The following is a 22,881-nucleotide window of genomic DNA, read 5'->3' as shown; positions in this document are numbered from 1 at the left end:
CAAGCATCACGCTGCGGGCGTGGTCGCGGGCGCCGGGCTGAGAATTTCCATCAGGAAATCGATAAACACATTGATCCGGCTGGAGCCTCGGTGATTGGGTAAATACAAGGCGTTGATGCAGGTGCTGGCACTGCCGGGATTGACCTCGTAGTGCTCAAGCAAGCGGGTCAGCCGGCCGGCTGCGACGTCGTCGCGGACCAGCCAGTCAGCCAGCAGTGTCACCCCGCCGCCGCCGATGGCTGCTTCGCGCAGGATGTCGGCGTTGTTGCTTTGCAGGCGCCCATGGACGTTGAGCTGAATGGGCGCGTCTTCATTCTGAAAGGTCCAGTGCTGGTGGGTGCCGCCGTAATCGAAACGCAGGCATTGATGCTCCAGCAAATCCCGTGGATGACAGAGCGCCGCGCTACGCGCCAGATACGCCGGACTGGCCACCACCCAGCGTTCGAACTGCCCCACGCGTTTGCTGACGATGTCTTCACTGACCACCGACGATCCCAGCCGCACTGAAACATCGATCTGCTCGCTGAGCAGGTCGCTGACTTGATCGCTCAGCGACAGACTGATCTCCAGGCCCGGATGCCGCTCGAGCAAGCGGCTCAGATGCGGCGCGATCAGGCGTCGGCCGAACTCCACCGGCACGCTGATGCGCAGACGGCCCTGCGCTTCGGCGCCACGATCGGCGACGACAGCATCGGCTTCGTCGATCGCGTCGAGAATCGCCACGGCTTTTTCGAAATAGGTCTGGCCGGCAACGGTCACGCTGGTGTTGCGCGTGGTGCGATTGAGCAGGCTCGCGCCCAACTCGTGCTCCAGCCCGGCCACTTGCCGTGTCACTGACGACGTGGATATCCCGAGTTTGCGCGCTGCCGAGGAATAGCCCCCGCAGCGCACGGTTTCCACAAACATCTTCAGTGCCAGCAACTTGTCCATAAGCGGGGTCCGGTCGATAGGGAACGCGGATGATTGTGCATCACTGTTCCCCCGACGTCTTGTACCGCCGTGCTTGCCCGCACCTGCTGGATGTTCAGTCATCGGCCTTGCGGCTCAGGAACAACCCGAGCGCCAGCGCTGGCAACAGCGCCACCGTGACGGCGGACAGGTTCCAGCCGAAGTGCTCGTACAGCGGACTGGCGACCAGTGAGCCCACGGCGCCGCCGACGAAAATGCTGGTCATATACACCGCATTCAGGCGCGCACGGCTGTGGGGATCGAGGGCGTAGACCTCACGCTGGCCGAGCACCATGTTCAATTGCACGGCGAAATCCAGCAGCACCGCGCACACCACCAGCCAGACATAGCCGCTGCCCGGGAGTGCGGCGATCAACAGCGAAACCGGCGCCAGCAACAATGCGACCAGTGTGCCGCGACGACCATGCCCGGCATCGGCCAGACGCCCGGCAATCGGCGCCGCAATGGCACCCACGGCACCGACCAGTGCAAAGATCGCGACTTGCGTCTGAGTAAAGCCGTGGTGACGCATCAGTTCAATCGGCGCGAGGGTCCAGAACAGGCTGAAGCTGGCAAACAGCAAACCTTGATACAGCGAGCGCTGACGCAACAGCGGATAGCGCGAGGCCAAGGCAAACACCGATCCGATCAGCGCAGCATAGGTGGCTTTATGCGTCGGCAGCCGACGCGGCAGCGCCACTGCAGTGATCAGCGCGATGACCGCCATCAGGGCCGCCGCGCTGTAAAACACCCCGCGCCAGCCGAACACTTCAACCAACAGGCTCGACAGTGGCCGCGACAACAGAATGCCCAGCAGCAGGCCGCTCATGATATTGCCGACGACGCGGCCACGGCTGGCTTCGGGCGCCAGGTGTGCCGCCAGCGGCACCAGGATCTGCACGGCCACCGACGTCAGGCCGATGAGCAAAGACAACAACAGGAACATCGACGGCGAATGAGTCAGGCCGGCGCACAACAGCGTGACGCTCGCCGCGAGGGTGAAGCCGACCACCAGACGGCGGTTTTCCATCAGGTCGGCCAGTGGCACCAGCATTAACAGGCCCAGCGCGTAGCCAAACTGCGTCAGCGAAACGATCAGGCTGGCATTGGCGCTCGACAGACCGATCTGCGGTGCAATCAGCTCGACGATTGGCTGCGCGTAATAAAGATTGGCCACAACCGCGCCACAGCAGAATGCCAGGAACGCGACCATCAGGCCGGAAAGTGAAGTTGGCTGTTCGGCGTTGGCCGCAACGGCCGGGTTGCCCGTGAGCATGATGACACCTCATTGAGTTCAGGAAAGTGCTGCCAAGGCTACGGCCCTGTGGCGATGCGCAGAATCCACGCGGCGGGCAACGCAGTGATGCGTCCTGCGCAACGGCGCAGGTGTTGCTTCTCGCGCAACGCGCTGTTGCGTGCGCCGCTGATTCTCCCGCGCAGACGGTTTCTCTACGCTTTGGCCCCTGGCGCCGTCGTCCCCAGCGGCGCCCTTCCCCGGCTGTTACAAGGAGCGTTGTCATGACCCGTATCCCATCCGTTCTGCCATTGCCTGCCGCGTTTTTCTCCGTCCCATGAACAGCTCATTTCTGAAGTCCAGAACGCTATGGATCAGCGTGGCAGTCGCCGCCGTGCTCGGCCTGATCGGCGCCGTTTGGCTGATGTGGCGCCCGGCAATTAGACCGATCGAGCGCCCGACGCTGTTCGATACTGCGCAGTTGCAACGCGGGGCGCGGGTGGTCGAGGCCGGCGATTGTGCGGTCTGCCATACCCGCCCCGGCGGTGAATATCTGGCCGGCGGGCTGCCGCTGGTAACGCCGTTCGGCACGCTGTACAGCACCAACATCACCCCAGATGTAGAGACCGGTATTGGCCAATGGTCACTGCCGGCCTTCGAGCGGGCGATGCGTCAGGGCATCGCTCGCGATGGTCACTTCCTTTATCCGGCGTTCCCCTACGTGCACTACCGGCGCATGAGCGCAGCAGACATCGCCGACGCTTATGCCTACTTGATGAGCGGCCCTGCCGTGCACGCGCCGGCCGAGCAGAACCGGATGAACTTTCCGATGAACATTCGCCCTTTGGTGTCGTTCTGGAACTTGCTGTTTTTGCACGGCGAGCCATTGACGCCGCTGGCACAGCGCAGCGAGGCGTGGAATCGCGGGCGTTATCTGGTCGACGGCCCGGGGCACTGCGCCGGCTGCCATTCGCCGCTGAACCTGATCGGCGCGGAAAAATCTTCGGAATATCTACAGGGCGGCAGCGTCGACGGCTGGCAGGCGCCGATGCTGGTCGGTATGGGCCAACGCAGCAACCCGTGGAGTCGCGAGCAACTGGTGGGCTATCTGCGCGCCGAGATCGTTGATGGCCACGGCACACCCGCCGGGCCGATGCGTCCGGTCAGCTTGAGTCTGGCGCGCTTGCCCGCCAGTGAAGCCGAGGCGATTGCCGAATACCTGCTCAGTCTGGAAAACCCGCGTTCGGTGACAGAGACGACGGCGAAGACGCCTGCCAGTGAAGCGGCAGACCACTCGACCGGCGCCCTGCTCTTCAGCAGCGCCTGCGCCGGTTGCCATGGCCCGGCGGCGCCAATGCGCACCATCGATGGTCGTCCGGCGTTGCAAAACACCTCGGCGTTGCAAGCGGCCAGTTCGCGCAACTTCCTCAAAACCGTGCTCGAAGGCTTGCCCGCCACAGCCGGATCGCCCGGCCCGCTGATGCCTGCGTTCGCCGCCAGCCTCGACAACGCGCAACTCGGCGCACTGGCCGCGTATCTGCGTCAGCAAGCCAGCCCCGATCAACCGTGGGCCGACCTCTCTTCCACTATTGAAGCGTTACGTCAGGAGACGAAATGAGCCAGATCACCCTCAACGTCAACGGAGCCGCGCAACCGCTTGAGCTGGAGCCGGACATGCCGCTGCTGTATGCGCTGCGCAATCACTTGAACCTCAACGGCGCCAAATACGGCTGCGGTCTCGGCCAATGCGGCGCCTGCACGGTGATCGTCGATGATCAACCGGTGTTCGCCTGCCTGACGCCCTGCGCCGGTCTCGAAGGCAAAAAAATCCGCACCGTGGAAAGCCTCGGCAGCGCGGAACAACCTGGCCCTCTGCAAGCGGCGTTCATCGAGAAACAGGCTGCGCAATGCGGCTACTGCATCGCCGGCATGCTGATGCGCGCGCAAGCGTTGCTTGAGCGTAATCGCCACCCGGATGAGGCGACCATTCGCGAATACATGGCCGGCAACCTGTGCCGCTGCGGTACGCACTTGCGGATCATCGAGGCGATCAAACAGGTGGCCGGGCACAACGGGAGCCTGACATGAGCGAGTCGAATGAACTGAATCCGAGCCGACGCGCCTTCCTGCGCGGTGGTGCGTTGCTGATGGCGTTCACCCTGCTGCCGGTCGCGCGGCGTGTGTTGGCGGATACGGAAGTCGATACGCTCGGCACCGTGGTCCTCGCGCCCGACCTGCCCGGAAGCCTGCGCACCAACCCGTTTCTCGACGCCTGGATCCGCATCGGCGCCGACGGCATTACCGTCTACACCGGCAAGGTCGAATTGGGCACCGGGGTGAAAACCGCATTGCTGCAAATTGCTGCCGAACGTTTGCAGGTGCCGGCAACCGCTATCAACCTGCTCACCGCCGACACCGCGCTGACGCCCAATGAAGGCTACACCGCCGGCAGTCACAGCATTTTCGACAGCGGCACCGCGTTGTACAACGCCGCCGCGCAGGTACGCGAAATGCTCGTCGATGCCGCCGCGCGCCGTTGGCAGGTTGATGCAGCGCTGCTGAGCACTCGCGACGGTGTGATCGAAGGCCCGGCCGCTCAGCGGATGAGTTACGTCGACGCGGTCAAGCATGTCGATGTGCATCAATATGCCAAGGCGCAGTCACCGGCGATGGCCGCCGCTGAATTCAAACTGATCGGCCATTCGTTGCCGCGCCTCGACATTCCGGCGAAGGTCAGCGGTGGCGCAGCATTCGTCCAGGACATGCGCCTGCCGGGCATGCTGCATGCGCGGGTGATCCGCCCGCCCCGTCCGGGCTGCACGTTGCAAGCATTCGATACGGCGTCCATCGAGGCGTTGGCTGGCGTGGTCAAAGTGATCCGTGACGGCAGCTATCTGGCGGTGGTCGCCGGTGATGAGTGGCAAGCGATCAAAGCCATGCGCCGTGCCAGTGAGGTGACGCAATGGAGCGAAGGCGAAGCGATTCCCGAGGCGGCCGAGATTCATGGTCTGCTCAAACGCCTGCCCTCACGGCGCTATCCGATCAGCAACAGTGGCACGCCGAGCGGCGCGGCTGACACGCGTTTTCAGGCGCGGCTCACCAAGCAATACCTGATGCACGGCTCGATCGGCCCGTCCTGCGCAGTGGCCTGGTTCAAGGACGGCGTTCTCACCGTGTGGACCCACACCCAAGGCGTTTACCCGCTGCGCGCCGGCATTGCCGAAATGCTCGATCTGCCGCCTGAGCGGGTGCGCTGTATTCATACCGAAGGCTCAGGGTGCTACGGGCATAACGGCGCCGATGATGCCGCCGCCGATGCGGCATTGATTGCCCTGCGCGTGCCCGGTACGCCGGTACGCGTGCAATGGATGCGCGAACAGGAAAATCTTTGGGAGCCATACAGCTCGGCGATGGTCACCGAAGTCGACGCCGGCCTCAGCCAGGGCCGCCTGCAGGATTGGGCCTACGAACTCTGGACCACGCCGCACAACGAACGCATCGTCAACGCCGGGCGTCTGCTACCGGCACGCTTGCTCGCGCGGCCCTTCGCCTCGGCGCCCTCCGTGCCGATCGCCCAGCCCGAAGGCGATGGTGATCGCAATGCGGTGCCGCTGTACGACCTCAACTCGACGCGCATCAACATGACCTTCGTCACCCAGATGCCCTTTCGCACCTCGGCCATGCGTTCGCTGGGTGCGCACATCAACATCTTCGCTATCGAGGCGAGCATCGACGAGTTGGCGATCAGGGCCGGTATCGACGCGGTGGCGCTGCGTCTGGCCCACCTCAGCGATCCGCGTGCTCGCGCGGTCATTGAGCGTGTGCGTGATGAGATCGGCTGGCCGCAAAAAAGCAGCGAGCCCGGCGCCGGTATCGGTTTCGCCTTTGCCCGCTACAAAAACATCATGGGTTACTGCGCCATTGCGGTGAAACTTCGGGTGCATCCGCAGACCGGCGAGATCCGCATCGATCACGTGGTGACGGCGGTTGACGTCGGCCAGATCGTCAGCCCCGACGGCCTGCGCAATCAGGTCGAGGGCGGTATCGTGCAGTCCGCGAGCTGGACCCTGTACGAAAAAGTCGCTTACGACGCCGGGGGCATTCGCAGCTACGACTGGAGCGGTTATCCGATTCTGCGCTTCACGCAACTGCCGAAAAAAGTCGATGTGCATTTGCTCGACCAACCGGGAGAACCGTTCCTCGGTGCTGCTGAAATCGTCCAGGGGCCGATGGCCGCCGCCCTTGGTAACGCCGTGGCCAACGCCACCGGCCGTCGCTGGCTGAACCTGCCACTCACGCGCTCAAACCAACCCGCCTGAGCCACGCCCGTGTTCATCGCTGATGAGCACGGGCGTCGTTGCGCCCTGCGCAAAACAGCGTAGCGCCGGTCGCCGATTATCAGCCCCGCTGAGCGCGGTTAAGTTAGCGGCACTGGTTCGCGGCCCTGCTGCCGCGCTGGAATTCCTTCAATTGAAATCTGGAGCTACCCATGACCCGTCGTCTGTTCCAACCCCTCGCACTCGGTCCTTATACGCTCGCCCACCGCGTGGCAATGGCGCCGTTGACGCGCTCACGCGCCGGCCAACCGGGCGATGTGCCGACTCCGATGAACGCCGAGTACTACCGCCAACGGGCCAGTGCCGCGCTGATCATCACCGAGGCTACACAAATCTCCCGGCAAGCTCAGGGTTACGCCTGGACGCCGGGCATCTACAGCCCTGAGCAGGTCCGGGCGTGGCGTGACGTCAGCGCCGCGGTGCATGAGGCCGGCGGGTTGATCTTCATGCAACTGTGGCACGTCGGTCGGGTTTCCCATCCGAGCTTTCAACCCGATGCCGGCCTGCCGGTTGCGCCCAGCGCGCTGCCGGTGCCGGGCAAGACGTTTATCGTCGACGAAAACGGTAACGGTGTCTGGGGTGATGTGCCGGTGCCGCGCGCATTGGAAACCGCGGAAATCGCCGGCATCGTCGAGGACTATCGGGTGGCCGCGCGCAACGCCTTGCAGGCGGGCATGGACGGTGTGGAAATCCATGCCGGCAACGGTTACCTGCTCGACCAGTTTCTTAACAGCAACAGCAATCAGCGTGACGATGCCTATGGCGGCAGCGTGGAGAATCGCGCGCGGTTTCTGCTGGAAGTGGTCGCGGCCGTGGCTGAAGAAGTCGGCGCCGAACGAGTGGGCGTACGCCTGACGCCGATGGGGCGTTTCATGGGCATGGGCGATGACACCCCGGAGGCCACCTTCGGCCACCTCGTCGAAGCGCTCAACCAATGGAATCTGGCCTACCTGCACCTGGTCGAGCCGGCGATGGTCGGCACAGTCAAAGATGAGAACTTCGACCCGCGCTGGGACGCGATCATTGCCCAGTTGCGCAAAACCTGGAACGGCGTGCTGATCCTGGCGGGCGGCTACGATGCGCAATCTGCCGAACAGGCACTGATTGCCGATCGTGCCGACATCATCGCGTTTGGCCGGCCGTTCCTGGCCAACCCGGATTTACCGCGTCGGCTGCACGATGGTCTGGCGCTCAACGCGCCGGATCCGAGCAGCTTTTTCGGTGGGGATCAGCGTGGGTACATCGATTATCCATTTCATGCCTGAACAAATGCAGACCTATGGGAGGGGCGGACTCGCCCCTTTTTTATTAGGTCATACGATCTCTGTGCCTAATCAAAGTCGTGGGAAATCCACCGTAACGTCAAACATATGCGTAGATGTGCGCTTTCAGGTCTATTGCCCGACGTCGCCGAATGCGATAAAACGGGCTGGTTGTACGACAACCTAATAAAAACCAAGTCGTTCGAACGGCTAACAATCCTGAGATCTGCCATGCCTCGCCCTACCGCTACGCAAACCGTACCGCCGCCCTACCCCCGTTACCTGGCCGTGATCATTCTGTTGTGCATGGGCTGTGCGTTTGCCGGCAATCATGTGGCGGCGCGAGTCGCCTTTGATGATGGTGCGGGTGTGCTGCTGGCGATTTTGATGCGTTCCGGCGGGACCTTGCTGGTGCTCGCCATCCTGGTGCTGTGGCAAAGACAAAGCCTGCGCTTGCCGGCGGGTGCCTGGCGCTGGCAGCTATTGCTGGGGTTGCTGATCACTGCGCAGAGTCTGTGTCTGTATTCCGCTGTCGCACGGGTGCCGGTGGCGCTGGCCCTGCTGGTGGCGAACGTGTTCCCCATTCTGCTGGCATTGCTCACATGGGCGCTGGGTGGCCCGCGACCGAGCGCACGCACTGCGACGTTAATGGGTTTGATTCTACTGGGCCTGGTGTTTGTGCTGGATGTCCCCGGGCGGCTCTCGACCACGACAGACGTCAGTGCGCAATGGCTGACGGGCGTTGCGCTCGCATTCTGCGCCGCCAGCGTATTCGCCTGCGCGCTGTGGATCACCGACCACAAGTTGTCTCAGGTACGTGGCTCGGTGCGCAGTCTGCTGACCATTTTCATCGTGTTCAGCAGCGTCAATCTGGCAGGGCTGACGGGTGCCCTTCCCGGCGGATTGAACCTGCCCGCCACCTCGACCGGATGGCTGGCCCTCGCCACGCTGGTGGTGCTGTACGGCACAGGTTTTATCGTCCTGTTCATTTCGGTACCGCGACTCGACATGTCGCGCAATGCGCCGGTCATGAATATCGAGCCATTGGCAACGCTGCTGATGGGCTGGATTGTGCTGGACCAGATGCTCAGTACAGGACAGATTTTCGGCGGAGTGATTGTGGTCATGGGCATCGTTCTGCTGACTTACCGTAAATCAGTGGTCAAGGCTGAGGTTAAAGCCAGTGCGTGAGGGTTTCTATTCAGTGGTCAGGTTCGTGATTAACCCAAAGCCGTATCGAGAAACATCATCACCCCAAAGCCAAGCATTAGTCCCAAGGTGGCCGGGGTCTCATGCCCGTTGCGATGGGTCTCGGGAATGACCTCATGGGACACCACAAAAATCATCGCCCCGGCGGCCAAACCAAGCGCAATGGGATATCCCAACGCAAAGCTGCTGGAAATACCCAAGCCGACGATGGCGCCAATGGGCTCCATCAACCCCGAACCCACCGCAATCAGCGCGGCGCGAAGCGCTGAGATGCCTGTCACGCGTAATGCCAGGGCGACTGCCAGACCTTCGGGAATATCCTGAATGGCGATCGCCGCGGTCAGCGGCAATCCGACCTTCATATCGCCGTTGGCGAAGCTCACGCCAATGGCCATGCCTTCCGGCAGGTTATGCAATGTGATTGCCAGGACGAACAACCAGACACGATTGATGCGCTGCGCGTCCGGCCCACGGCGTCCGCTTTTCTCGTGTTCGTGAGGCACGAAACGATCAAGGCCGACCATCAGCGCAACGCCCAATCCCAATCCTGCAACGACGACGCAGGCCGCGAGTAACGGGTTATCGCAAAGCGCCTGAGCCGCCTCTATGCCCGGCAGAATGAGCGAAAACGAACTGGCGGCCAGCATCATCCCGGCGGCGAAGCCGAGCATGATGTCTTGGGTTCGGGCGGCGATGTCTCGTAACGCGATCGCTACCACAGCACCGATTGCCGTGGCAGCGAAGCCGGTCATGCCACCGATAAAGGCAAAGTGCAGATTTTGTTTGTTGGCTCCGACGAAGGCGCCATAACCGCTTATCAACAGGAAGACTGTCACGCCGATCAGAATTGACCAGAAGACGCGCCCGCCCCATCCGGATCCTGAGAATCGGGCGAACCAGGAGCGAGCGGGTGCGGCTGATGAGGTCAACGGTTCGGGCATGGAAATCTCCTGTTTTGTTGATTCGATCTTTTCAGCAGCTCCGGAAAACGACCGTACATGACCTCAGTGGTAATCGTCTCCAGCGACTGCGCGCAGATAAGCGACGTCTGCTTCCCTGCGCAGGTCGCGCCACTCGTCCCAACTGAGTATGCCCAAGCGATCCATTTCATCCGACTGGCGCAGCAGTTCGTCGTGATAGGCGTCTGGGCAGTCCATTCGCAGTTGAAGATTTTCCAGTGCACGTTGCCAGGCAGCCAAAGCGAGTAGTTTGGTTTCTTGTGCGAATGTCAGTTGGTTCTTGAACGCGTTCATTTCGCCCACCCCGAATATTTCCCGGTTGAGCGACTGATTTCGGGTTAGGTTCAAAATGTCTGACGAAAAGCGGATTACCTGAAAGCAATAGAAAAAAGGAAGGCTTGTTGCGGGCCTTCCAGCGCGATGCCGGCAGATGCGCTACGCCGGCATTCTCATGGGGCTATTGATTAGCCATTGCACTGGCGTCTTTTTGGCCTGCTTCGGCCATCTTCTTTTGTACATAAAAAAGCATCAACACCGAATTTGTCTGAGCCTGTCGAGATTGCTGCTCAAACAACGCCACAAGCTCCTCTTCACGCTTGCACTCAGCCTTGACATCGCCCTTTGTAAACTCGCAGCTAGCGTATTGGCCCCAGCCTTTGCGAGCGTCGGCAGCATCTCGGGCGGGATACACCCAATACGCTTTCCATGCACCATCGACGACAGGTTTGCCGGCTGCGTCTATCTGCTCTATCGCCTGCAAGGTGGCTGTCGCGGCGGCATTCAAAAAGTGCTGAGGAGTGGCATCGGCTTTACCTGCCTCATCACGAAGCGCCTGACACTGCGCTTCAGACAAACCGAACACTGGCAGCGCTTCAATGCTTTCGAACTCATCAAACGGATCGGGATCATTGCCCGGCAACTTGGCGTGGTAAGCCGGCACGACATGGCCGGGGACGCTCATGTCCTGTATGTAATGCAAGACCCTTCCCGCTTGCTCGTATACCGCAACAGGATCGGCATCAGGTTCCGCCAGCAGCGCGTTCAGCTTTTCAATACGTTTGGAAAAAATCACGTCCAGGCTACGGTTGGCGAACCAGAATGGCTCAAGTTTTTTGTTGCGGTTATAGAAGTGCCAATTGGTAGCGCGCTGAGGGAGCGTCAGCAGGTTTGAATCCTCAGCGTCAGTGCCTGCCGCCAAAGCCTCGGCCAACTGCTCGGGCAACTTCACCCCCGGGCAGCGTTGATACGCCTGCGCTGCTCTCAGTGCATAGGCCGAATGCAGCTCGGGGTTGAAGGCGAAGGCCGGGGTTGAAGGGTTGAACAGCAGCGATAGACCAAATGCTGCGAGGTAACGTGTTGCGGCTGTTCGGCCTATCGGGGTGGCTTCCATGCGGTTGATCTCCTGAAACTTGCGTGATTGCGCAACACTTACCGTACGCGAGGCAATTTAGCACTTGGGTGATGGCAAAAAGCTGTTTTTTCTCCGTACGCTCAGGACAGGCATAAATGGCAACACCTGCGTCCTAACGTCGCAGCAAACAGCTATTGGCAAATCCTGCACAAGCCTTAGAATCCCGCGCTCTCTTGCAGCCCCCTCGGTGTCTGCCTGCATCACACACCCCGGCTTGGCAATCGCATGCGCAGAGGCGCACGTTCTGCTGTTCGATCTCCAGAGGTTTTTATGTCTCCGCGTTTGCTGGCCATGGCGCTGGCGCCCTTGCTTGGGCTGTTCATTGTTGCGCTGGGCAACGGTTTCATGTCGTCGCTGACCACCCTTCGACTGGACGCTGCCGGTGCGTCGACCACGATGATCGGTGTCGTTTCCTCGGCCTACTTCATCGGTCTGACCCTGGGCGCCGTATTCAATGACCGCTTGATTCTGCGCATCGGTCATATCCGCGCCTATGGCAGCTTTGCTTCGCTGATCGCCGTGACCATCCTGCTGCAGGGATTGTTTTACGACACTTGGGGCTGGTTCGCCCTGCGCCTGATCAACGGCTGGGCCACGGTCGGTGTGTTTCTGGTGATCGAAAGCTGGCTGCTGCTGGCCGGCGACGCGAAGATTCGTGGGCGCTTGCTCGCGTTGTACATGATCGTCCTGTACGGCGCCGGTGTGCTGGGTCAGGCAACGTTGGGCAAGATCACCGGGTTGAGCGACAGCGCACCGTTCATGGTCGCCGGCATGCTCGCTTCGTTGTCGGTGCTGCCGATCGTGATCCTGCCGCGCGTGTCGCCATTGCTCGATCAGGTCGAGCCGCTCAAGCCTCGGCAACTATTGGGCGTGACGCCGACCGGGCTGGTCGGCTGTTTCGGTTCGGGTGTGACCATTGCGGCGATCTACACCTTGCTGCCGCTGTACTTGCAGCGCAGTGGTCTGAATGTCGGGGAAGTCGGCAGCATGATGGCCTGGACGATCCTCGGTGCGATGCTCCTGCAATACCCGGTGGGACGCTGGTCTGATCGCAAGGATCGCTTGCAAGTGCTGACGATTCTGACAGTGGCGTGCACGGTATTGTCGCTGTTGATCGTCCTGGTGCCGTTGTCCTCGACGATGCTCGCGGTGATGTTGTTTCTGCTTGGTGGTGGTGTGTTCGCGCTTTACCCGGTCGCGGTCAGCCATGCCGCCGACCGCGCCCCGGCCGAAGCCTTGGTGCCGATGATTCAGGGCTTGCTGCTGATCAACTCACTGGGCTCGGCGATCAGCCCGATGATGATCTCGCCGGTGATGAATTCGTTCGGTGCCAATGGTTTGTTCTGGGTGTTTGCACTGGTCAATCTGTGCATGGTTACCTTCTTCCTGTGGCGCCGTGGCAAACGCCCGGTTCCGGCCAATCCCGCGCCGTTTGCAGCGGCAGCCACGTTCTCACCGACAGGTGCGGAGCTGCGGGTGACTGAAGATCTGCGTCAAGCGGTGCAGGAGCATCCGCCGATGGTGGATGCATTGAGCGGCGAGCCTTCGCCGCAATGTGAGACGCGCTAAGGCTTTCGCCAGTCTGTGCCAAGCGCAGGCTGGCTCGCACCGCTATTCAGATTCGTGGGTGATATCCACGAGCGGAATCGGCTCTATCGCCCAAGCGCGAATCTGACGACGTTCAGGGCTGGGTATCGCGCAAGCCTTGCGTCCGGTGAAGGTTCGAGCGAGGCGGTCTTCATCGATCCGCCAACCGCGCAACTCCAGTGCCTGTACGTCTCGGCGAAAGGCAATCTGCAGCGCGTCGGATTTCAGCGAAACCTCCTGCTGGAAAGAGTCCGGCACGCGCTCGGGCCGCACGTTTTTCAGCACGGCATGATCCTGTTCGAAGATACGGATATTGCTCGCAATGAACCTGCGATCGAGCAATCGGGAGCGCAGAAACGTTCTGCCCATCATCCACCAGGTGCGCGTGTGATTGGCATCAATCGGCACATGCGCCGAGACGATGTAGATCCGCCAGCCGTTGGGCAACTCAAGCTCAAGCGTTGTACAAGGGCCGGACAGGTGAAACCCCGGAACAGTGACCACACTGACAAACTCGGTGGAGGATTTGCGTCTCAGCAACCCTTTGCGCGCCGGCCTGCGCATAAGCATTTGGGCGCTGCCGCTCCACGCATCACTGTCGACCTCGAACGATTCAATCTCGGGATGATCCGGATCACCGAAGGTTGAACCATGGACAAACGGTGCGTGCGCGAAATCCAGACCGTTTTCAATAATCCGGTCCCAACTGGCCTGCCAGTCAAAGTGTCCCGAGACCACGCGGATGGCGGGATCGTCCATCCAGTCGAGCGTGGGCAAGGGTGGACGCTCAGATTCCGGCAGATCACCTAAAAACGCCCAGATCCAGCCGTAGCGCTCCAGCGTCGGGTACGCATCGACTCGCGCCTTGGCGGGAATGCGCAGGTCCGGCTGCGCCGGTATCTGCGTGCACACGCCATCAGTGCCAAACCGCCAGCCGTGATAGGGACACTGCACGTTGTTGCCGACCTTGCTGCCAGCTGAGAGCGAGCCGCCGCGATGCACGCAAATATCCGAAAGCAGGTGAGCGACCCCCGCGTCATCGCGGAACGCCACGAACGGTTGTCCGAGCAATTGAACCGGCATCAGTCCATCAGTCAGCTGTGACGATGGGACAACGACATACCAAAGGTTTGTGAGCATGGGGGGCGTGTGATCCGTCAGTACGGTGAGTTCAGGTCAGAGAAACCTGGCATTCAAACTAGATCAGGCGGCGCTGATTCGACAATCAGCCAAGCACTTTATAGATCTCTGCAACTACCTGAGTCGTTGCGGCTTCGATGGTTCCTTCGTTACGGCACAACACCCAGCCGTGATCGGCAACCGCCTGCTCGAACATCTCGCTACACACGACGTGCTCGGCGTGTTTCTGGATCACCGTGCCGCCGAGTCCTCGTGATCGGGCCGTTGCCCGCGCCCATGAAATATCCGGCGCGGTGACGACGCCGACATGCAGATCCGGCACACGCACGCCTCGCTGCATGTTCAACTGCAGAATCTCGGCAAACGGCACGCTATGGCGAAATGCGGCATCCGACGGATACCAGCGATCGATCAGGATGATGCTGTCCAGCGGCTGTTTGGGCAGTACCTCCCGGGAAATCCAGCGGCGGCTATCCGCAAGGCGCTGACACACCGCCCACTCCAGATCCCGCGAGGGATGTCTAGCGAGCTGGTTGACCAGGGCCATGGTTTCGCCGCGGTACGGATCGCTTTTTCTCTCGCACAGGCGGATGACTTTGTGCTTGTCTGCCCGCAGCGCTGCGGTAACGGCCTCCAGCAATGTGGTTTTGCCGGTGCCCTTGGGCCCGTCCAGAGAAATAAACAGCGGCAGCTTCATGGTTCACGCAACGATTGAGACATTGCCGAGCACTCTAACCTCATTTGCGCAAATCAATGAGCTGTTCCCTGCCCTTTGCCTACACTTGCTTGCCAATGATGTTTACCCCTCTGCCAAAGGAGTCACCATGTCCAAGCTTTATCCGAGCATCGATCCCGAGGGATTGGTCGAGTACTCAGTGGTCTACACCGACCGCTCGCTGAACCACATGTCGCAGTCCTTTCAAGGCGTGATGAAGAACATTTCCACGACCCTTAAACAGGTCTACAACGCCGAAGCGGTGGCGGTGGTTCCGGGCAGCGGTACATTCGGCATGGAAGCGGTGGCGCGGCAGTTCGCCACCGGCCAACAATGTCTGGTGATACGCAACGGCTGGTTCAGTTATCGCTGGAGCCAGATCCTGGAGATGGGCAACATCCCCGCAGCCACTACGGTGCTCAAAGCCCGGCCGGTCGAGACGGGTCGCCAGGCGGCCTACGCCCCGCCGCCGCTGGACGAAGTGCTGGCCGCCATTGCGGCGCAGAAGCCGAAAGTGGTCTTCGCCCCTCACGTTGAAACTTCATCCGGGATCCTCCTGCCCGACGAGTACCTGCGAGCCGTTGGCGACGCCGTGCATGCGGTGGGTGGTCTGTTCGTGCTGGACTGCATCGCCTCCGGCACGATCTGGGTGGATATGCACAAGTGCGCCGTCGACCTGTTGATCAGCGCTCCGCAGAAAGGCTGGAGCGCCTCCCCTTGCTGCGCCCTGGTGATGTTCAGTGCTGCGGCGCTCGAGCGTATCGAACAGACGCAAAGCAGCAGCTTCGCCTGCGACCTGAAAAAGTGGCTGCAGATCATGCAGTCCTACGAACAGGGCGGACATGCCTATCACGCGACCATGCCCTGCGATTCGCTCGCCCGCTTCAATGAGGTGATGAAAGAGACGCAAGCGTACGGGTTCGACAAGATCCGCGACGAGCAACAGGCGCTGGGTGATCGGGTGCGTGCGCTGTTGACCGGCAGAGGTTTCAAAAGCGTGGCCGCAGAAGGCTTTCAGGCCCCAGGTGTGGTGGTGAGTTACACCGATGATGCCGACATCAAGAGCGGCAAGAAATTTGCCCAGCACGGCCTGCAGATCGCCGCCGGCGTGCCGCTGCAATGCGATGAGCCGGCCGACTTCCAGACCTTTCGCCTCGGCCTGTTCGGCCTGGAGAAGCTGCAGAATATCGAGCGCACGGTCAGCCTGCTGGAGCAGGCACTGGATGAGCTGATGGTTGACTAAGGTCCCATATCGTTCCTAACGCTTGAACTCCAGAAGGGCATTCCCGACGTGTGCCCTTCTTCCAGCAAGGCGGTTCATCATTCTGTTCAGTGGTCTATCGACTATTTGGCCCCGGGACCAATCAGCGAGCTTTCAATCTGCACGCCGGGCATCATTTGCTGCAAACCTGCGATCAGCTTGTCCCCTGCTTCAGTCAAGGCTTCAAGCGGCATCGCTGGCAAACTCTCGAGAATGAACCACATGTTCTGCGCATCGGCCCCAAGGCGGGTTCTGACACCTTGCCGCCAATTCCAGCGGCGGCAGGTCACGCCTTTGTCATCGCGCCAGACCACTTCGCCGGCATCTGGATACTCGACAGCGGGAACGCCCTCTTTCATCGTGTCAAAGGGCTCGCTGCCATTGGCGACGACAAGATGCGGAGCGCCTGCATAAGCCTCTATGTTTTCCCCGCCTACCGGAATGGCGTACTCGATGCTGATGGCGTTGTAGAGATCGACGATGGGATCGAGGCTCGGCAAGGTCCCGTCACGTAAAACCCTTTTACGCAACGCTTCGGCTGAACAAGGCGTGCGCTGTGGCTTGGCCCCGAACTTTCTGAAGGCGTCGGCCCAGGCGGCAAGGTGAGCGTCTCCCCAGCTTGGACCACCCGCCTGCACAGCCTTGCAAGCGTGATCCAGGGCGGCCCGGGCAACTTCAGGACGGGTGAGTGGTGCAGCTTCCACCACAATGCTCAGGGCCCGGAACCCCGGAGCCAGTTCTGCAACGGCTGGATCGATCAACGGCAGTACGGACAGCATCAAAAACCTCCAGGATTCAAATGGTGTTTCATGCTATCTATCGATGACCGATTTAGTCAATATAATGACCATCATGTTCCGCTTCAGTGGGTGAGTCGATTGACGCCACGATCGTTAAGGGCCGAAAATTCCAGCACTTTTTTTCATGAACCTGATCAATGACCATGAATACCAGCTTGTCGACTACCCCAGGTGCTGATGCTCAAGCCGTCAGCCTGGCCGTCGCACGCACACTCAAACAAGCCCGCAAGGCACAGAAAATCACGCTGGACGAGCTTTCTCGGCGCTCAGGCGTGAGCAAAGGAATGGTCGTCGAAATAGAAAAATGCACCGCGAATCCCAGTATCGGCATTCTTTGCAAAATCGCCGCCGCGCTGGGCCTGTCGGTTGCCGACATCGTCAATGTGACCGAGGCCCCCTCTGCCCATATCATCGAAAGCCAGGATATCCCCACGCTCTGGACCGGTGACCTTGGAGGCACTGCGCGACTTCTTGCAGGAACGTCCGGCCCGAACATGATCGAGTTATGGCGCTGGGAAATGCATCCTGGTGAATCGTTCGCTTCACCGGGGCACCCTCAAGGCACGCTTGAACTGTTCCATGTAGAGAAAGGCACGTTGAAATGCATGATCGGGGAAACAGAGCTGATCATTCCTGCCGGGAGTTCGGCAGTGGCGAAAACTGATGTGCCTCACTCCTATTCCAACGCGGGCATATCCAGGTTGGTGTTCACCATGTCCGTGACCGAGATACATCAGTAGATACCCGACATTCGGGCACAGGCTTCATGACATAACTGTCAGTAGTTGAAGTCGTGCCCCAGCTCATTCTGCATCCACTCCAGAAATCGCCTGACCCGCGGAAAACCGGCGTGCGCTCTCGGGAACACCAGGTGGTGTGCGGTGATCGGGGCACTCAGCCCCGGCGCTACCTCGACTAAAGCACCACGCGCCAGATAATCCTGCGCGAGCAGCGTGCTTTCCAACGCAAACCCAAGACCGTGGCTGGCCGCCTCCAATGTCATGTAGGAGCGGTCAAAGCTGAGTGAATAGGGTTTTTCCGGACGCGACAGGCCATGTTGAGCAAACAGCTGCGGCCACTTGATCAGCGTCGCTTCCGACAGGATCAGATTGCAGTCGAGCAGATCCGCGACTGTGCGGATCGGGCGTTGCTGCAGCAATTTCGGCGACGCCAGCACGGCAATTTTTTCATTGCGCACCGTACGGACTTCGAAACTTGGCCAATTGGGCATGCCGTGACGGATGTCGACATCGATCTTGTCGCGACTGAAATGCAGTGATTCGTAAGAACACGACAGATTGAGCTGGATGTCGGGATGACTCTGGCGAAACTGTTCCAGCCGCGGCATCAGCCACAGCAGTCCGAAGCTGGGTGACGAGTGCAACCGCAGGCAATCGAGACTGACATCGCTGGCGGCACGCTCTGTCGCCACCGCCAGGCTGTGCAGAATGCCGGACACTTCGGTCAGGTATTGCTCGCCCACTGGCGTCAATGTCACGCCCCTGGCTGTTCTGAGAAATAACTGACGCCCGATCATCGCCTCTAGTTTGGCCAATTGGTGACTGACCGCCGACGGGGTCAAATCCAGCAATTCGGCGGCGCGGGCAACGTTGCCGAAGCGTGCTGTTTGCTCAAAGGCCTGAATGGCTTTCAGGGGTGGCAGGGTCGCAGGTGCTTCGCCAGATGAACTCATGATGATTGTTTTTCCGCTGCAAGTGGCTTGGGCCGGGCTTGTGGCTATTCAAACATCGGCAGACAACGCTGGCGAGTGCTGAATTTTTTTCAGCACCCAGTGAAGTTTGCGTTATTGCTCAGGGCCGGTCTGGAGGACAAGCTGAGTCATCGGTTCTTTGCGGACCGAACCCATAAAAACAATTAGAGGAACACCTCCATGCTTCTCCAAGGCAAAGTCGCAATCATCACCGGTGCCGCATCTGCCCGTGGCATCGGCCGCGCTACAGCGACGACGTTCGCACAACAAGGCGCTCGTGTCGTGATCCTTGATCTGGATGCATCCGCCGCGCGCGACGCTGCTGCGTCGCTGGGCGAAGGTCACCTGGGACTGGCGGCTAACGTCGCGGACGAGGCGCAGGTTCAGCAAGCCGTCGCCACCATCATCGAGCACTTCGGGCGCATTGATATCCTCGTCAACAACGCCGGCATTACCCAGCCACTCAAGACCCTCGACATTCGTCCTTCGGACTACGACAAGGTGCTGGACGTCAGCCTGCGTGGCACCCTGCTCATGTCCCAAGCGGTGATTCCGCTTATGCGTCAGCAGGCCAGCGGCAGCATCGTCTGCATGTCGTCGGTGTCTGCGCAACGCGGTGGCGGCATTTTCGGAGGCCCGCATTACAGCGCGGCCAAGGCCGGTGTGCTGGGTCTGGGCAAAGCCATGGCACGGGAGCTGGGCCCCGACAACATTCGCGTCAACTCCATCGCGCCGGGCCTGATCCACACCGACATCACCGGCGGCCTGATGCAGGACGAGCGCCGTCACGCCATCATCGACGGCATTCCGCTGGGTCGCCTGGGTGAGGCGCAGGACGTCGCCAACGCTGCGCTGTTTCTCGCCAGCGACTTATCCTCTTATCTGACTGGCATCACCTTGGATGTGAACGGCGGCATGCTGATTCACTGAGTACTTCTGGGCGGGCCTGTGCGGCCCGTGCGGTTCTGGATCGATGATGCAGCCGGGCCTGATGGCCTGGCGGTCAATAAAAACAAGAGATCAGACCATCATGACTACCCTGTCGCTCGAAGCGGTTTCGACCGTGCGCTCCTCTGCCTATCGCAAAACCGCTTGGCGCCTGATGCCGTTCCTGATGCTGTGCTATTTGTGCGCCTATCTGGATCGGGTCAACGTCGGCTTCGCCAAGCTGCAAATGATGAACGATCTGGCCCTCAGCGAAACGGTCTACGGATTGGGCGCCGGCGTGTTCTTCATCGGCTATTTCCTCTGCGAAGTGCCCAGCAACATCATTCTGCACAAGGTCGGTGCGCGCGTGTGGATCGCGCGGATCATGATCACCTGGGGCATCGTTTCGGCGCTGTTCGCCTTCGTCGAAACCGCGTGGCAATTCTATGCGTTGCGCTTTCTGCTGGGGATTGCCGAAGCCGGTCTGGCGCCGGGCCTGTTGCTCTACCTCACCTACTGGTTTCCGTCCTACCGTCGGGCACGCATGACGGTGCTGTGGTTCATCGCCATTCCGCTGTCAGGCATGGTCGGTGGTCCGCTTTCCGGCTGGATCATGAACCACTTCGCCGGCGTGCACGGTTGGGCCGGCTGGCAGTGGATGTTCGTTCTGGAGGCGGTACCGACCGTCATCGTCGGGCTGCTGGTGCTGAGCTATCTGAAAGACGGCGTGCATCAGGCCACTTGGCTGAATGACGAAGAAAAAGCCCTGATCACTCGCGAACTGGCCGAAGACGACCAGCAAAAAGTCACCCACGCCTCGGTTGGCGAATTCATTCGCGATCGCCGTCTGTGGCTGCTGGCGGCCATCTACTTCTGCGTGGTGATGGGCCAGTACGCTATCACCTTCTGGCTGCCCACACTGGTGCGCAATGCGGGGGTTTCCGACCCGCTGCACATCGGTTTTATGACCAGCCTGCCCTACCTGTGCGCCATCGTCGCGATGTTGTTGGTGGGCCGCAGTGGTGACAAACATCGCGAACGCCGCTGGCACCTCATCGTGCCGATGATTGCCGGGGCGATCGGCTTGAGCCTGGCGGCGATGATGGGCGGCAACTCAACGCTGTCGATCCTCAGTCTATGCCTGGCCGCTTCCGGCATTTTGTCGGCGACGTCGCTGTTCTGGATGCTGCCCACCACGCTGCTCGGCGGGGTGTCTGCCGCCGCTGGCATCGCCGCGGTCAACAGCTTCGCCAATCTCGCCGGGTTCTGCTCGCCTTATCTGATCGGCTGGATCACCACCCTGACCGGCTCCAGCGCCATCGGCATGTACCTGATTACGGGCGTGCTGTTCCTCGGCGCCAGTCTGGTCCTGCGCATTCCCGCCGCCCTGGTCAATCGTTGAGTTAACGGAGTTTCATCATGACGACTAATCTTTCACACGCTGCATCCCTGAGCCTAACGGAGCGCGCGCACAACATTCGCCGCCACGCGCTGCGCATGGGCCAGGTCCAGGGTCAGGGCTACGTCGGCCAGGCACTCGGCGCTGCCGATCTGCTGGCGGTGTCTTACTTTCATGCGATGAATCATCGCCCCACAGACCCTGAATGGGAGCAGCGCGATCGCTTCTACCTCTCCATCGGTCACTACGCCATTGCGCTGTACGCAGCGCTGATCGAAGCCGAGATCATCCCGCTCGAAGAGCTGGAAACCTACGGCTCGGACGACAGTCGCCTGCCGATGTCGGGCATGGCCGCCTACACCCCGGGCATGGAAATCACCGGCGGCTCGTTGGGTCAGGGGCTGGGCATCGCTGTCGGTGCCTGCCTGGGCCTCAAGCGCAAAGATTCGCCCTCCTTCGTCTACAACCTGCTGTCCGATGGCGAGTTGAACGAAGGCTCGACCTGGGAAGCGCTGATGTCGGCTTCGCACTGGCAGCTCGACAACCTGATCGCCATCGTCGACGTCAACAACCAGCAAGCCGACGGCCACTCCAGCGAAATTCTCTCGTTCGAACCCATCGTCGATCGCTGGCAGGCATTTGGCTGGTTTACCCAGCGCGTCGACGGCAATGATCTGGAGGCGCTGGTCAGCGCATTCGATGCCGCGCGCAATCATTCTGGCAGCCAACCAAGAGTGATCATCTGCGACACCAAAATGGGCAAAGGCGTGCCCTTCCTGGAAACCCGCGAGAAAACCCACTTCATCCGTGTGGAAGAGCACGAATGGGACTTGGCGCTGCGCAATCTTGAAGAAGGAAAAATCCAATGAACAACGCCGTCAAAACACCCATGCCGACTGCCGAGCCGAGCAAGAAACGCCTGACCACGTCGGCGATGATCGCGTCCATCGCTTCTGAGGGCCAAGCCACCAAAGCCGCGCCTTTCGGTCATGCGCTGGCGGCGCTGGCTGATCAACGCCAGGACATCGTCGGCCTGTCCGCCGACCTGTCCAAATACACCGACCTGCACATCTTCGCCAAGGCCCACCCGGACCGTTTCTATCAAATGGGCATGGCCGAACAACTGCTGATGAGTGCAGCCGCGGGCATGGCCCGTGAAGGCTTCGTCCCCTTTGCCACGACCTATGCGGTGTTTGCTTCGCGGCGTGCCTATGACTTCATCTGCATGGCCATCGCCGAGGAAAACCTCAACGTCAAAATCGTCTGCGGCCTGCCCGGTCTCACCACCGGATACGGCCCCAGCCACCAGGCCACCGATGACCTGGCCATCTTCCGTGCCATGCCCAACCTGATGATTGTCGACCCCTGCGATGCCCTGGAAATCGAACAGGCCGTACCAGCGATCGCCGCGCATCAAGGGCCTGTGTACATGCGTTTGCTGCGCGGCAACGTACCGCTGGTGCTCGACGAGTACGGCTATCAGTTCGAGATCGGCAAAGCCAAAACCCTGCGCACCGGTAACGATGTGCTGATCATCTCCACCGGCCTGATGACCATGCGCGCACTTGAAGCCGCCAAGGAACTGCAAGCAGATGGCGTGGATGTCGCCGTGTTGCACGTACCGACGATAAAGCCGCTGGATGAACAAACCATTCTTGCCGAAGCTCGCAAATCAGGTCGACTGGTGGTTACCGCAGAAAACAGCTCGATTATTGGCGGACTCGGCGAGGCCGTTGCCGGGGTGCTGCTGCGTAACGGAGTCACGCCAGCGTTCAGGCAGATCGCTTTGCCGGACGCGTTTCTGGACGCGGGTGCTTTGCCGACACTGCATGATCGTTACGGCATTTCTACCCAGGCCGTCTGCGCGCAGATCAAGCTTTGGCTGGACCGCTGACCGATCAGGGCGCTTATGGACAAGCGCCCTACAACTCGCGGACAACGAACAGCTTGTACGATGTCCTATCACAAGGTATTACTACGT

The 22,881-nt window shown here is 60.6% G+C and carries 21 protein-coding genes; 12 read left to right on the top strand and 9 right to left on the bottom strand.

The genetic code is table 11. The features are described from left to right. Window positions 1-6 precede the first annotated feature (6 nt). Window positions 7-930 (bottom strand): LysR family transcriptional regulator, encoded by a 924-nt coding sequence (locus PspS49_RS15160; protein WP_160040079.1) that lies wholly within the window; start codon window positions 928-930, stop codon window positions 7-9. A 94-nt stretch (window positions 931-1,024) separates the two neighbouring features. Then, the gene (locus tag PspS49_RS15155) at window positions 1,025-2,224 is read right to left on the bottom strand and encodes an MFS transporter (protein WP_160040077.1); all 1,200 of its coding nucleotides are present in this window, start codon (window positions 2,222-2,224) and stop codon (window positions 1,025-1,027) included. Between the two features lie 295 nt (window positions 2,225-2,519). On the opposite strand from PspS49_RS15155, the gene PspS49_RS15150 reads away from it, so the two are divergent. The 5 genes from PspS49_RS15150 (at window position 2,520) to PspS49_RS15130 (ending at window position 8,972) form a co-directional block, all read left to right on the top strand. Then, on the top strand, window positions 2,520-3,800 hold the full coding sequence (locus PspS49_RS15150; RefSeq protein WP_160040075.1) for a c-type cytochrome: 1,281 nt from the start codon (window positions 2,520-2,522) through the stop codon (window positions 3,798-3,800). Next, on the top strand, window positions 3,797-4,270 hold the full coding sequence (locus PspS49_RS15145) for a (2Fe-2S)-binding protein (protein ID WP_160040073.1): 474 nt from the start codon (window positions 3,797-3,799) through the stop codon (window positions 4,268-4,270). The genes PspS49_RS15150 and PspS49_RS15145 overlap by 4 nt, the downstream gene beginning before the upstream one ends. After that, window positions 4,267-6,501: a molybdopterin cofactor-binding domain-containing protein gene (locus PspS49_RS15140; protein ID WP_160040071.1), complete on the top strand. Its 2,235-nt coding sequence runs from the start codon at window positions 4,267-4,269 to the stop codon at window positions 6,499-6,501. Before PspS49_RS15145 ends, PspS49_RS15140 begins: the two co-directional genes overlap by 4 nt. 170 nt (window positions 6,502-6,671) lie before the next feature. Then, window positions 6,672-7,784, top strand: a complete 1,113-nt coding sequence (locus PspS49_RS15135) for an alkene reductase (protein WP_150774241.1) — start codon at window positions 6,672-6,674, stop codon at window positions 7,782-7,784. A gap of 228 nt (window positions 7,785-8,012) precedes the next feature. Next, the gene (locus PspS49_RS15130) at window positions 8,013-8,972 is read left to right on the top strand and encodes a DMT family transporter (RefSeq protein ID WP_160040069.1); all 960 of its coding nucleotides are present in this window, start codon (window positions 8,013-8,015) and stop codon (window positions 8,970-8,972) included. Window positions 8,973-9,001: 29 nt separating this feature from the next. Here PspS49_RS15130 and PspS49_RS15125 read toward each other — a convergent pair whose 3' ends face one another. The 3 genes from PspS49_RS15125 to PspS49_RS15115 all read right to left on the bottom strand — a co-directional run bounded on the left by PspS49_RS15125 (window position 9,002) and on the right by PspS49_RS15115 (window position 11,339). Then, complete coding sequence (locus PspS49_RS15125) at window positions 9,002-9,931, bottom strand: ZIP family metal transporter (protein ID WP_160040067.1); 930 nt, start codon at window positions 9,929-9,931, stop codon at window positions 9,002-9,004. 63 nt (window positions 9,932-9,994) lie between these two features. Continuing rightward, on the bottom strand, window positions 9,995-10,243 hold the full coding sequence (locus PspS49_RS15120; protein ID WP_174245062.1) for a hypothetical protein: 249 nt from the start codon (window positions 10,241-10,243) through the stop codon (window positions 9,995-9,997). 163 nt (window positions 10,244-10,406) lie between these two features. Next, window positions 10,407-11,339, bottom strand: a complete 933-nt coding sequence (locus PspS49_RS15115; RefSeq protein WP_160040065.1) for a hypothetical protein — start codon at window positions 11,337-11,339, stop codon at window positions 10,407-10,409. A gap of 291 nt (window positions 11,340-11,630) precedes the next feature. Between PspS49_RS15115 and PspS49_RS15110 the strand changes: the two genes are divergently transcribed. Next, entirely contained in the window at window positions 11,631-12,929 is a 1,299-nt protein-coding gene (locus PspS49_RS15110; RefSeq protein ID WP_160040063.1) for an MFS transporter, read from the top strand. A gap of 42 nt (window positions 12,930-12,971) precedes the next feature. On the opposite strand, the gene PspS49_RS15105 is transcribed toward PspS49_RS15110, so the two are convergent. Both PspS49_RS15105 and PspS49_RS15100 read right to left on the bottom strand, forming a co-directional pair. After that, window positions 12,972-14,087, bottom strand: a complete 1,116-nt coding sequence (locus PspS49_RS15105; RefSeq protein WP_160040061.1) for an aromatic ring-hydroxylating dioxygenase subunit alpha — start codon at window positions 14,085-14,087, stop codon at window positions 12,972-12,974. 85 nt (window positions 14,088-14,172) lie between these two features. After that, window positions 14,173-14,784, bottom strand: coding sequence for a dTMP kinase (locus PspS49_RS15100; RefSeq protein WP_141125673.1), 612 nt, complete (start codon window positions 14,782-14,784; stop codon window positions 14,173-14,175). A 127-nt stretch (window positions 14,785-14,911) separates the two neighbouring features. On the opposite strand from PspS49_RS15100, the gene PspS49_RS15095 reads away from it, so the two are divergent. Beyond that, the gene (locus PspS49_RS15095) at window positions 14,912-16,045 is read left to right on the top strand and encodes an aminotransferase class V-fold PLP-dependent enzyme (RefSeq protein WP_160040059.1); all 1,134 of its coding nucleotides are present in this window, start codon (window positions 14,912-14,914) and stop codon (window positions 16,043-16,045) included. 101 nt (window positions 16,046-16,146) lie between these two features. Here the strand turns inward: PspS49_RS15095 and PspS49_RS15090 are convergent, their stop codons facing one another. After that, a complete protein-coding gene (locus PspS49_RS15090; protein WP_016986055.1) occupies window positions 16,147-16,842 on the bottom strand; it encodes a B3/4 domain-containing protein in 696 nt (231 codons plus the stop codon). A gap of 158 nt (window positions 16,843-17,000) precedes the next feature. On the opposite strand from PspS49_RS15090, the gene PspS49_RS15085 reads away from it, so the two are divergent. Next, window positions 17,001-17,603, top strand: a complete 603-nt coding sequence (locus tag PspS49_RS15085; protein WP_160040057.1) for a helix-turn-helix domain-containing protein — start codon at window positions 17,001-17,003, stop codon at window positions 17,601-17,603. Between the two features lie 38 nt (window positions 17,604-17,641). Here the strand turns inward: PspS49_RS15085 and PspS49_RS15080 are convergent, their stop codons facing one another. After that, a complete protein-coding gene (locus PspS49_RS15080; RefSeq protein WP_116030292.1) occupies window positions 17,642-18,556 on the bottom strand; it encodes a LysR substrate-binding domain-containing protein in 915 nt (304 codons plus the stop codon). 198 nt (window positions 18,557-18,754) lie between these two features. On the opposite strand from PspS49_RS15080, the gene PspS49_RS15075 reads away from it, so the two are divergent. From PspS49_RS15075 to PspS49_RS15060, 4 genes are all read left to right on the top strand, one after another. Continuing rightward, window positions 18,755-19,504, top strand: coding sequence for an SDR family NAD(P)-dependent oxidoreductase (locus PspS49_RS15075; RefSeq protein WP_122843954.1), 750 nt, complete (start codon window positions 18,755-18,757; stop codon window positions 19,502-19,504). Window positions 19,505-19,604: 100 nt separating this feature from the next. Next, entirely contained in the window at window positions 19,605-20,903 is a 1,299-nt protein-coding gene (locus PspS49_RS15070; RefSeq protein ID WP_016984522.1) for an MFS transporter, read from the top strand. A gap of 17 nt (window positions 20,904-20,920) precedes the next feature. Then, complete coding sequence (locus tag PspS49_RS15065; RefSeq protein WP_160040055.1) at window positions 20,921-21,769, top strand: transketolase; 849 nt, start codon at window positions 20,921-20,923, stop codon at window positions 21,767-21,769. Then, a complete protein-coding gene (locus PspS49_RS15060; protein WP_160040053.1) occupies window positions 21,766-22,794 on the top strand; it encodes a transketolase family protein in 1,029 nt (342 codons plus the stop codon). The genes PspS49_RS15065 and PspS49_RS15060 overlap by 4 nt, the downstream gene beginning before the upstream one ends. Window positions 22,795-22,881 lie beyond the last annotated feature (87 nt).

This window comes from Pseudomonas sp. S49 (genome assembly GCF_009866785.1).
In the GTDB taxonomy this organism is placed as follows: Bacteria; Pseudomonadota; Gammaproteobacteria; order Pseudomonadales; family Pseudomonadaceae; genus Aquipseudomonas.
Note: the sequence above shows the minus strand (reverse complement) of the source record. Positions and strands in the feature narration are given on the sequence as shown.